Annotated in this window: 5 protein-coding genes; all 5 read left to right on the top strand. The window is 41.1% G+C overall.

The window, feature by feature from the left end; all coding sequences use genetic code 11:
• Positions 1 to 160: 160 nt before the first annotated feature.
• Positions 161 to 1,192 (top strand): hypothetical protein, encoded by a 1,032-nt coding sequence (locus NO992_RS16655; RefSeq protein ID WP_045988449.1) that lies wholly within the window; start codon positions 161 to 163, stop codon positions 1,190 to 1,192.
• 222 nt (positions 1,193 to 1,414) lie between these two features.
• Complete coding sequence (locus tag NO992_RS16650) at positions 1,415 to 4,453, top strand: amino acid adenylation domain-containing protein (protein WP_371379098.1); 3,039 nt, start codon at positions 1,415 to 1,417, stop codon at positions 4,451 to 4,453.
• Positions 4,450 to 7,977, top strand: a complete 3,528-nt coding sequence (locus NO992_RS16645; protein ID WP_371379096.1) for an amino acid adenylation domain-containing protein — start codon at positions 4,450 to 4,452, stop codon at positions 7,975 to 7,977. The genes NO992_RS16650 and NO992_RS16645 overlap by 4 nt, the downstream gene beginning before the upstream one ends.
• 106 nt (positions 7,978 to 8,083) lie before the next feature.
• Positions 8,084 to 9,082, top strand: coding sequence for a TauD/TfdA family dioxygenase (locus tag NO992_RS16640; RefSeq protein WP_253106365.1), 999 nt, complete (start codon positions 8,084 to 8,086; stop codon positions 9,080 to 9,082).
• A 205-nt stretch (positions 9,083 to 9,287) separates the two neighbouring features.
• Positions 9,288 to 13,027, top strand: a 3,740-nt coding sequence (locus tag NO992_RS16635) for an amino acid adenylation domain-containing protein (RefSeq protein ID WP_371379092.1), incomplete at its 3' end; no start/stop codon positions are given.

Here is a 13,027-nt window from a genome sequence, read left to right as displayed (position 1 = left end):
ACTATATCCAACGACCAAGGACATGCTTGGTTGGCACTACTTCTTTGAAAGTTGAAGTGGATGGGCGTAGAGATTACGTGTTATTGCGACACATACCATGGAACAGATCGACATTGAGTCAAAAATAAAGAATTTTACGATATAAAAAGGATCTATGTTTATGCTAAAACTAGATAAAGCTATCTCTGATGAGCTTTTACTTGGGCTTGTGCGCTCTACCATTCGAGGAATTGAAGCTAAGGATTGTTTTTACAACCAACTTCATTACGTTAATCGGAAGTTTGTTGAAGTTCATGCTAACGCGCTACTCGATATTGTCGTTGCTGCGTTACAGGATATTCATCCCGGTATTTGTCGAGATGACATTGCTTACGTCAATGATTTTGTTGCACCCGTTAATCTGAAGAACTCAGCAGTGAGGCCGGTCACTGAATTAAACAAAGCTAATAAATATCAGTGGCACGTAGACTCAATTGACCAATGGTTAGGGCCTTGCTATAACCTATGGATCCCGTTATATCGTCAATCTGCGCTTGAGAAGTTAAGTGAACAACCACTATTTGAAGTGATGACGTCAGAGCAGGTGCCAAGCCTCTATGGGAATAACAATATACCAAAGACTAACTTTCTCATTGATGGAGCGACTCAGGCACCTGACTATCTCGGTTTGGCTCAAGAGTTTACAGGCATAGAAATCGAAAAATTACGCGATAGCTACCTGTACCATGACGCAAAAGGGAAAATTAATATTTTGCCAAAAAGTGATATGCAGAGCACTACAGTTGTGAAACCGCAGTTAGGTGATGCTTACATTTTCAGAGCAAATCAGTTCCATTCATCAGGCCCCTCGGAGTTTGAGCGTATTGGTGTTGCTATGAAGTTCATTATTACCAACCCGAAATACGGCTTCAAAGAGCATGATGAATTTAGATTTCCACCACCATTTGCGGGATGGGAAGGTTTGTTTACCGGCTGTTATGCGCAATTTAAAGATTTTACCTCATTCAAAAAATATATTGACTTTAGCATCGTCGGGGAACAGCTAGAGCTTCGCAACAATCAAGATAAATTGAATAACATCTGTGTAGTATTAAGTGAAATAGAACAAGAGTTGGCACACTATATAGAGCATGGCAGCTTTCCTTCTCTCGCTCATCAAGCAGAGCAAGAAATGGAGGTCGGGTTTCTGTAGGGACGAGAACAAATATTTTTTGGTAGGTATTAATAATTAGTACATACCGTTTTAGAAATCGTATTGATGAAAGTAGTTTCTGGCTATTTTGCTTTACAACTTAAAGAACAAGCAAATAAAAGTGGGCATTATTAGTCGTTCGCTGCATTTTAAATAACTAAAAGTGAATAATGGTAAACCGTTTTTGCATGTATTCATGCAGAAAAAACAAGGAATAACCCAATGAATAAAAAAGTATTGGCGTCTCCAATTCAAAACGCGCATTGGATCCAGCTGAACAACAATATGGATAAGTCAATTCAGCTTGGCTCAATTAGTGTTTTACATACGGGTAGCTTAGATATTGAAGCTATCAGTGCATATTTGACCACTTTAGTAGAGCGTTTGGATATTATCCGCACGGCCTATGAGGTCGATGAATTTGGTGGGCTCTGGCAAAATATCAGAGATCTTGATCTGATTGAATTGGTGACAGAGGATTGGCGTGGTTATACAGACGCACAAATAGCACAGCGTAAGTTAGAAAACACTATAATCGGGGAAAAACAATCAAGCGACTTTACCACTCCTTGGTTACGATTAGTCATTGCGCAGCAAAGCAATAGCTACTGGTGCTGCCTTGAAATGAGCGCTCTAAACACAGATAGTTTTACATTGGCTCATCTAATGCAGTTGATTCTTGCCGCTGGTAGCGAGTGTTCCAATGATGCACAGACTTGGCTGCAAAATGAAGTCATCCAGTATGAAGAGCTAGCACCTTGGTTAGCAGATTTCTTGTTAGATGAGGAATTAACAGAAGCTCGTCAATTTTGGGCGAGGGATAAAAGTGTTGCCGCGTTGGTTAATAAATGTACGTTGCAACGATATAAGCATGATGGAAAATCAGAGTACAAATTTGACTATATCAACCTTGGTGATATTCAAGGTGAAATCTCACGTTTTGCTGAACAACACCAAGCGACGAGCGCTGAAGTAGTATGTGCGAGTTTGCGTTTGGCGTTGAAGAAGTTTGCACCAAAGGCCGAACTTGCTAGAATGTTCGATAGCCGTTCTGACAGTGATTTAGCGGATGCTATCGGACCATTGAGTCGGGCTGTGCCTTTATTCCCAGAAGTTGCTGACAATTTTAATGACGCTATACAGAACGAACTTGAATGTAGTGAGCACGGTGTTGATTACGCTGAGTGTTTTGCTAAAAGTCATGATCATGAGTCCGCAGGTTTTAGCTTTATCTTTGATAGCGTAGTTAATTTAGATCTGCCGACACTGCAAATCGAGCAGGTAAAGCACTTAACTGAAGCGTGTAAGTTACAGTTTACTTATATTCAGCAAGAGAGTGAAAGTCGTTTACAACTAACGTATGATAGCGAATATGTTGACGCTCAAGCCGTCACTTATTTACTTAATCAGATAAAAGTGGCGTTAACTAATCATGTTGGTATTGTCACTCAGCATCTTGATGCTACATATCAAGGTTATGGTAAAGTGGTTACTACATCGGGAGTAACGGTATTAGATCACGTTAATAAGGTCGTCGCTGCAGGCAACGGTAGCGTGCTTGAGTTAAATGGTAAGGAAAAAACACTCGCAGATGTTGATTGTGCAGCAAACCAACTGGCGAATTATTTACAACATCAAGGAGTAGGTAAAGGTGATGTCGTTGCGCTATGTCTGGTCCGTTCAGTGGACTTCGTCATTGCGATGTTGGCGACGATGAAAGCGGGTGCAACATATGTTCCTATCGATATTGACCTGCCGCATCAGCGTATCACCGATATGCTTAAAGACGCGCAAGCAAGTACGGTGATAAGTGTTGGTGAGTATGAGGTCACTGGCTGTAAAAACATTGATTTAAATGAGCTCAAGCTCGAGCAGTACGCTGCTACAGCACCGGATATAACTATTCAAGAAACAGATTTAGCATATATTTTATTTACCTCTGGCTCTACAGGAAAGGCCAAGGGAGTAAGTATCAGTCACAAAGCTTTGCTCAATCATATGAACTGGATTAATGATGAATTTACATTTGCAAAAGACGATCGTTTCCTGCAACGAACATCAGCAAGTTTTGATGCATCAATTTGGGAGTTTTGGGCACCGTTGATGGTTGGCGCAACGATGGTTATTGCCCCAAGTGAAATCAATTATGATCTACCACTGTTCAAGCGTACGATGCATGACTATTCGATCACTCGACTACAGCTTGTGCCATCACTATTAGACTTGTTACTTGAACACATTGATGGTTCTGTATCGTTCGCGCTAAAAAGTGTATTTTGTGGCGGTGAGGCATTGAAGAGCTCAACCGCAGATAAAACTATGCAAGCTTTTAATTGTGAAGTTATTAATCTATATGGGCCATCTGAGTGCTGTATTGATGCTTTATTTTGGCGCTATGAGCGTGCGACAGCAACAGATTTTGTGCCTATCGGATACCCAATTGATAACTTACAGTGTCGGGTCATGAAAGAAGATGGTTGTCTTGCCGAAATAGGTGAAACCGGTGAGTTACAAATCGCAGGTGATTCCGTTTTCAATGGTTACTTTGGTCAAGACGCTTTAACGGCGAAAGCACTGATTCATTGTAATACTAGTCACTTGGATTTTTATAAAACCGGTGATCATGTCCAAGTGTTGTCAGACGGTAACTTAATGTACTTAGAGCGTCTTGATAATCAAGTAAAACTTAATGGCTTTAGAATAGAACCTGATGAAGTTTCTATGATTATTTTGAATGCAGGTCTTGCGGAGCAAGCAAAATGTGTTGTTGCTGGAGGTGGACTTTCTCTATTTATTATTGCTCCTACTGCCTCCGAAGCTGAGCTTACGCAATTGTTGGCCAATAAGTTACCTGAATATATGCAGCCAAAACAGCTGATAGAGCTAGAGGCATTCCCCTATTTATCCAACGGTAAGTTAGATACTAAAACTCTAATTGAAAGTGCGTTAAACCATACTAATTCAGACTATGTAAAGCCTGAAACGGAAGTCGAGGTACAGCTTGCTCATATTTGGCAAGAGCTCTTGAATACATCTATGTTGATTGGCACTACGCATGATTTCTTTGCTATCGGAGGACACTCTCTCTTGGCAATGAAAGTACTAAATCGCATTCAAGAAGAGTTCAAAATAAACATTAGTGTTCGAGTGTTATTTCAAAATAAAACAATTGCTGAACTTGCAGCGCACATCGAACCATTACTGCTGTTAAACAGTGCAAATAATGAAGAATTAGAATGTATGGAAGGTGGTTTACTATGAGCGTAGTTGAGTTGCTTAGAGAAGTTAAGAATAAGGGCATTATTTTATATCTTGAGAATGGTAGCTTGGCTTTTAAAGCACCGCCAGGAGCGATGGATAATGAAATAAAAGCACAAATTATAGCGAAGAAAAGTGAAATTGTTTCTTTGCTTCAACAACAGGAAAATACAGGTATTCCCACTATCATTAGCCGTCCAAAGCGGGATGATAAGCTTCAACCTGCTTCATTTGCGCAGCAAAGGTTATGGTTTATTGATAGCATGCAAAAAGGATCCGCTGAGTACAACATGCCTGTTGCTTTTGAGGTAAGTGGTACACTTGATCTTGCAACGCTGACCAAAGTATTTGCAGCAATTATTGAGCGTCACGAAATATTGCGCACAGTGTATTTATCAGATGCCGGTGAAGTACAGCAGGTCATTCGTGATATGACTGAAATTGACTTTAGCATCACTGTGGAGAATCTCGAGCATCTCACGGGTGAGATGCTCGAATCTGAAGTTCAAACTCTTATTTCATGTGATATGAATACCCCATTTAATTTAGCGCAAGATTTGATGCTAAGAGTAAGCTATATTCATAAAGCTGAAGGCTCAGGTGTACTGCTATTTAATATGCACCATATTGCATCCGATGGATGGTCGACTGAGATACTTATCAAAGAGTTTATTACATTATACCAAGCGTTCAGTGAGGGGGAGCAAAATCCGTTACCTGAGTTACCAGTGCAATACGCAGACTATAGCCATTGGCAGCGGGAATACGTAGCTGGTGAAGTCTTAGATGGTCAATTACGCTATTGGGAAAGTCAACTCAAAGATGTACCGATGATACACAGCTTACCCTGTGACTTTTCTCGCCAAAAAAGCAAACAGACCATGGGCAAGTTGGTACATGGTCAGCTCTCCGGTAAACTTGCTAAAACATTACTAGATACTGCGAAAAAGTTGCAGCTTACTCCATTTATGCTAGTTCACGCTGGATTCTCTCTTCTGTTGGCAAGACACAGTAATAGCAACGATATAGTTATCGGTACGCCAATAGCAAATCGAACTCAGGCAGAATTAGAGTCACTAATTGGGTTGTTTACAAATACATTAGTATTACGAGCTAATACAGAGCATAAATCGTTACATGAATACTTTGATCATATTCGCCAAGTGCATTTAGGGGCTCAATCTAACCAAGATGTACCATTTGAGCAACTTGTTGAGCGCTTGAATGTTCCACGTAGCTCAGAGTATAGTCCTTTGTTTCAGGTTATGCTGACAACGAGCAGCGACTTTGGGGTCAATGAGAATTCAAACAGCCAAACGTTAGCATTACCAAATGCAGAGTTGAAAGCATATCTCTCTGATCAAGTACAGGCTAAGTTTGATATTGAGCTCAATGTCAGTATTAGTGAGCTTGGTGCGAGTTTAGATTGGACCTTTGATGACGGATTGTTTGAAACTCAGCATATCGAACAATTAAACCAACACCTGTGTTCATTATTTGAAGCCATAGGCTCTGTTAATGACCCCAAACAGGTGGCACCATCTTCATTACCCATGATGTCGGAAATTGAAATTAATCGTTTAGTTCATGAATTAAATGGCGTCGAACAAAGTTATGATAATGAAAAGTGCATTCATGAGCTTTTCGAACAGCAAGTAGCTAGCTCCCCAAAACAAACTGCAGTGGTGTTTGCAGACAAAGCGCTTACTTTTGCTGAGCTAAACCAGAAAGCAAATCAGGTTGCACACTGCTTAAGGGCTAAGCATGAGATTACGCCAGATACTTTGATCGGCCTGTGTGTTGAGCGTTCATTGGAGATGGTAGTTTGTATTTTAGGGATTCTCAAAGCTGGGGCGGCATACGTTCCGTTAGACCCAAGTCACCCTAATAATCGACTGATGGATATCATCTCAGAAACAGAACCTAAAGTTGTTCTAACACAATCTGAGTTGCTCAATAAGTTTGAATTATCAGAATCAAAGGTGTTGATTGTTGACGATTTAATTGATGGAGATAATTCACCATTTATTGAGTATCCGACTGATAACTTAGATAAAAGCACGATTGGATTAACCACAAACCACCTTGCTTATGTAATGTATACCTCCGGGACCACTGGTAAGCCTAAAGGGATCATGGTTCAGCACTGCGGATTACTTGCGAGAAAAGCTGGCTGGGACCATATTTTTGAAATTGATAAGACACCGCTGACTGTTTTACAAATGGCAGGACTATCGGTTGATATTTTACTGGGTGATATAATCAAAGCGCTTTGTAGTAATGCTGGAAAGCTCATCGTTTGCCCGTACGAAACGTTAATTTCAGCACATGAACTTTGTAATTTGATAAACATACATCAAGTAACTTATGGTGATTTTGTCCCTAGTGTTGTAAGAGAATTGGGACATTACCTTGTGAATAATGAGCAGAAGTTGCATGGACTTAAGTTCATATCAATAGGCTGTGAAGCGTGGAAAGTTGATGATTTAGAATTACTAAATCAAGTCGTTGATAACAGTACTCGAATTTTCAATTTATATGGTCAAACGGAAACGGTTATTGATGCTAGTTACTTTGATACCAGTAAGTATGGAATTGAATACTTAAGGAGTGGGTCGATCCCATTGGGCACACCATTCCCAAATACTGCACTTTATGTGTTAGATGATAACCGTCAATTGGTACCAAATGGAGTAACTGGTACTTTATATGTTGCGGGCCATGGTTTAGCTAAAGGCTATTTTGGCAACTCTGAACTTACAGCTGAGAAGTTTGTGCGCAATGAAAGTTCAGATATAAAAGAACAGAGACTCTATTGCACAGGCGATCTTGTAAGACGCTTATCCGACGGTAGCTTAGAATTTGTTGGGCGAGTCGATGAGCAAGTTAAAATTAGAGGGTTCAGGATTGAGCTCAGTGAAATTGAAGCACAAATCTCAGCCTTAAGCGATGTAGACTCTGCTGTGGTGATGGCCAAAGAAGTGCAAGGTAGTCTGCAAATCGTCGCTTATGTAAAACCTTTGGATCTAGCAATGGTGACAAACACTGAGGAAAGTTCAGAAAGTCAGTTTAAAGCGGCGTTGAGGAGTGTACTCAAAGAGAAACTACCAGAGTACATGATACCCACAATCGTTATGATTATAGAAAGCTGGCCATTGAATGCTAATGGAAAGGTCGATAAAAAGGCATTGCCAGAACCTGACCGGGCATCAATCGGACAAGAGTATGTTGCACCAAAAACAGAGGTTGAAGAGCATCTAGCTAAAGTGTGGTCTGAATTGCTTAACCTTGAGGTTCAACAGATTAGCACCACAGCTAATTTCTTTGAGCTGGGTGGGCACTCCTTGCTAATAAGTCGCTTAGTTGCGGCACTCAATGAGCAGTATGAGATTAGTCTAGCGCTAAAAGAAGTATTCGAACTGCCTACAATCAAAGGGATTGCAGCACTTGTGGAAGCGTCGAAAGCGGCAGCAGTTAAGCAAGTAGAAACAACGGTGTCGGAAAAGAAAAATTCGATAGTGATATAAAAAGTAAATCTTATTCTCGTCAGAGTTATGCGCAATCTACTACAGCATGGCTCTGGCCATCAAACGATATCAATGATTTGATGGCGCTAACTTTTCGGAGAAAAACATGGAACTATTAAAAGAGCTTAGCCCCGCTGAGTATCAACAAGAAGCGAAGTCTGATTGTGGAGGCTTGATCCTCACCTTATTGGATGATGAAAAAGAAAAAATAGAACAACTAGTCAGACAGCATAATACAGTTAACTCAAAAGATGGTGCAGATATCACTTTTAACTATCTAGAAACATGGAATAAATTTCCTCGTAGAGTTAAAAGAAAGCTGCTTGAGTTCAAGTTTAAAGGCGGTGACCATAGCTATCTATTGATAAAGAATTTGCCGCTACTACAGGGGCTTCGTGATACACCGCTCGCGAAAAATGAAATTAAGGGTAAGCAGCGAGATTATGCCGCGCTATTACAATCGATCATTTCCGTATCATTAGGGTATGTATATAACTTTAAAGATAAAATCACCACTGGGTTGGTAGACGATATCTATCCGATAAAGAAAGATTCTAACAAGCAAGTAGGCACCAACAGTGTATTTCTTGAATGGCATGTTGAAGATGGATTTCACGAAACGAAAGCTGATTTCGTTACACTGCTATGTTTAAGGGATGACCCTGAAGTAAAAACATATTTGATGCCGGCAAATCACCTGAATTTGTCAGATGCAGAGCGTGCACAACTGAGCCAATTAGACTATCTAATTTGGGAAGATCTCACATTTAACAACGAGGGTGATTTACGTAGTACCAAGGTAAAAGTGCTGGATGGTACAGAAGATCCTGAAATTATTTACGACCCAGCTTACATGGAAGCGTGCAGTAGCGCATCAGCCGAAGCTTTCTCGTCTCTTAAAGACTCTATCGTGAAAGGGTGTTTGACTTTAACCTTAGCTGAGGGCGAGATGCTGGTCTTTGACAATCGTAGAGTGGTTCATTCTCGTAATGCTTACAGTCCCAGATTTGATGGCAAAGATCGTTGGCTGTTGAGAACGCTTGTGGTGGAAAGCTGGTGGAAAGCAAAGAATAAAAAAGTAGAGTCGACTTTATATGTAAGTTAACGGGCAAGGTCGGATAGCTCGGATTTACCCTGTTATTTTAGGTCTCAATAGTTTGAGGATGAAGCAGCTAGTCGCTAGCTTCGGTTGAATACAAAGTTTTAGTACTCCAGTCATGGATTGGTAATTGGTCGTTTGCACTTAATAGCTCGTTGAGAAGTAAGGTGCGCTCTGTAGACCTTGCACTATGTAAAAAGGTAAAATTTCTGTGGAAAATATAAAAAAATTAATAGCCGATTGTGCCGAGGCACAGTTCTCATTTGAGCTGGCGGAGAATGACCAACTCAAAATCAACTTTGAGGAAGCCATCCCTGAGTTAATACAGCGAATTAAGGACAATAAAGAAGGGATCCTGTACTACCTCCGAAGTGATGGATATAAAAAAGTTGTAAAAGCAACTCAAACGGATCAAAAACATAACTTATCGTATGCACAGCAGCGCCTGTGGTTTATTGATAATTTAAAAGGCAGTACTCAAGAATATAATATGCCGATGGCTTTTGATGTAACGGGTGAACTCAATATTGCGGTGTTGAAAAAAGCATTCCATACCATCATAGCAAGGCATGAGGTATTACGTACTACTTACCATGAACACGATGGTTTGGCTGTACAGCAATTAAAGGGTATAGATGCTTTTGCTTTTGATATTCAAGAAGTTGATCTTACAAATCTCAGTGGTGATTCATTACAAACTGCATTAAAGGGCCACATCGATGAACTGATTGGCCAGCCATTCGATCTAAGTCAAGATCTAATGCTTCGCGTAAGCTACATCAAACGAACGAATGATTCTGGCGTTCTATTATTCAATATGCATCACATCGCGTCTGATGGTTGGTCAATGGAAGTCATTTTGAAGGAGTTATTTACCTTATATCATTCATATATAGCTGGTATGCCTAATCCACTTCCTGCCCTTTCTATTCAGTATTCAGATTATGCACATTGGCAAAAACAGTACTTGAGCAATGGGATTCTAGAGCAGCAATTAGCATACTGGGAAAAGCAACTAGATGATCTTCCTGTTGTTCACTCTTTACCTTTGGATAAGCCTCGCACTGAAGGGACGGCCAGCCGAGTCGGTATCGTACATGGCCAGCTTTCATCTGCATTGGCGAAAGAGCTTATCAATATCGCTAAGATGTATCAATTAACGCCATTTATGTTACTACATGGAATGCTTTCACTTTTGCTTGCTAAGCACAGTAATAGTAATGACATCGTTATTGGTACGCCTATAGCTAATCGCCTGCAGTCGGAACTGGAGCCGCTTATTGGTTTCTTTGCAAACACATTGGTACTTCGAGCTGACACCAGTTTTGCTTCTATGGATGAGTACTTTGCACATATTAGAGCACTACACCTTGATGCTCAGTCTAATCAGGATGTCCCTTTTGAACAGTTAGTTGAGCGCTTAAAAATACCGCGAAGTCAAAGTCATTCTCCTTTGTTTCAAGTATTGTTAACGACAAATAGTGACTATGCTTTAACGCCAGGTTCGGAGCAGGCATTCAAGTTACCAAATGTTGAACTCCAGACATATCAATCGGATTACATTCATGCCAAGTTTGATCTGGATATTGATATCAGCATTAGTGACTCAGGTGTTGCTTTAGTATGGGAGTATGATACTAGCATCTTCATGGAGCAGCGGATCCAAGTCTTAAACGATCATTTTTGTAAATTACTTAATGGGTTAGCTCGTATGGTTGCAGAGGGTAATGATGCCTTGCCTTCGTTGCCTATGCTGTCTCAGGAAGAAGCACATTACTTATTAAATGAAGTGAACGATACAGTAGTTCCTTATACTAAGGACATGTGCATTCATGAATTGATTGAAGAGCAAGCCTCGCTTCATCCTGAGCGGACCGCTGTGGTTTTTGATGACGAGGTTCTCAGCTATGCAGAGCTCAATAGGAGAGCAAATCAGGTAGCGCACTATTTACGTGAAGAGCACCATATTAAGCCTGATGATATTGTTGGCCTATGCGCTGAGCGTTCGGTTGAAATGGTCATCGGTATCGTTGCGATATTAAAAGCAGGAGGGGCATATCTCCCTCTTGACCCTAGCTACCCAGTGTCACGGCTGTCTTATATGGTAGAAGATGCTGCACTTAAAGTTGTGTTGACTCAAGGAAGTAATATTGAGATAGCAAAAAGCTTGGGAACACCGGCTGTTGCATTGGATCAGCATGCGCAATTTTCACCTTATGACATAACAAATGGACCTAAATCACAACTAGGTTTGACAGCGAACCATTTAGCTTATGTGATTTACACTTCTGGTTCTACAGGAAAACCAAAAGGAGTGATGGTTGAGCATCAAGCTCTGTTTAACCGGATTCATTGGATGCACAATAAGTATGGTATGACTCATCGTGATAACGTGCTACAAAAAACACCGTACAGTTTTGATGTTTCGGTTTGGGAGTTCGTTTGGACTCTAGCCTACGGGGCGAAACTGGTTGTTGCTCGTCCAGATGGGCATAAAGACCCAGAGTATCTATGCCGTCTAATCCAGCAGAGCCAAATTACTAAGCTACACTTTGTTCCTTCAATGCTGGGACTTATATTGGAAAATAAGCAGTTCTCACATTGTCATAGCTTAGAGCAAGTATTTTGTAGTGGCGAAGCGTTGCAGCAAAGCCATGTTGAAGAATTTAGAAAGGTTTTACCAAGTACCCAGCTGCATAACCTTTATGGGCCAACAGAAGCTGCCATTGATGTAAGCTATTGGGATTGCTCGGGGGATATCAGTAAAGGAGTGCCGATAGGAAAACCTATCGACAATATTCAGTTGCTTATTCTTGACCCTAATTTAAACCTAGTGCCAAAGGGAGCTGTAGGGGAGTTACATATAGGTGGAGATGGCCTCGCGAGAGGGTACTTAAACCAAGAAGAACTAACTTCTGACCGCTTTATTCATAACCCTTTTTATGATGAAGGACAAGGTAGCCGCTCTCCACGTTTATATAAAACAGGCGATCTTGCACGCTTAAGAGCCGACGGGGAAATTGAATATCAAGGTCGAATTGATCATCAAGTTAAAATTAGAGGCTTACGTATTGAACTTGGAGAAGTCGAGCATCAGTTAAGTGGCCTAGATAGTGTTGATTCAGCGCTTGTTCTAGCAAAAGAAGTTGCAGGTTCAACTCAGTTGGTTGGTTATTTTAAACCATCGCATAACCATGGCGACTTTGATCAAAAGAGCTTGATAGAAAATATACAAAGGGAGTTAAGTGGCGATCTTCCCGCTCACATGGTGCCAAGTATACTTATTGCAATAGATGAATGGCCATTAACGGCTAATGGTAAAGTAGACAGAAAAGCCTTACCAGAGCCAGAAGGCAGTGCACTGCAAGGAGAATATGTTGCACCGGTAACAGAAGTGGAGCAAAGGTTAGTTGATATTTGGTCAGCCTTACTGAATATACCGAGCGATAGAATAAGCACCACGGCGAACTTCTTCACACTAGGCGGACACTCGCTACTGAGCATTCGTTTAATGTCAGAAATTAGACAGCAATTTGCCGTAGCGCTACCAGTGCAGGCAGTATTTGATGCGGAGAATTTGGCAGCACTTGCGACACTCATCAATCAGGGCCAAGGCAGTGACATGCGACCAGCTTTAGAAGCGGTGGCGCGTACATCAAGTATCCAGCCAGTTTCTTTTGCGCAGCGACGATTGTGGTTTATAGACCAGCTACAAGGAGGCTCGGCGGAGTACAATATGCCAATGGCACTGGAAGTGTCAGGTGAATTGGACTTGATGGTAGTAGAGCGAGCACTGAACGAAATAGTGGCACGACATGAAGTGTTACGTAGCGTGTATGTTGAAGTAGATGGCGAAGCAAAACAGCAAATTAAGGATATAGCAGAGGTAGAGATTAAGGTAGCACAAGAGGACGTGCGACATTTATCAGGAGAGTCTCAGGCGCAAGCGGT

It is taken from the genome of Pseudoalteromonas sp. DY56-GL79 (genome assembly GCF_041414765.1).
Classification (GTDB): domain Bacteria; phylum Pseudomonadota; class Gammaproteobacteria; order Enterobacterales; family Alteromonadaceae; genus Pseudoalteromonas; species Pseudoalteromonas piscicida.
The sequence above is the reverse complement of the archived record's forward strand: the minus strand, read 5'-3'. Positions and strand labels throughout refer to the sequence as shown.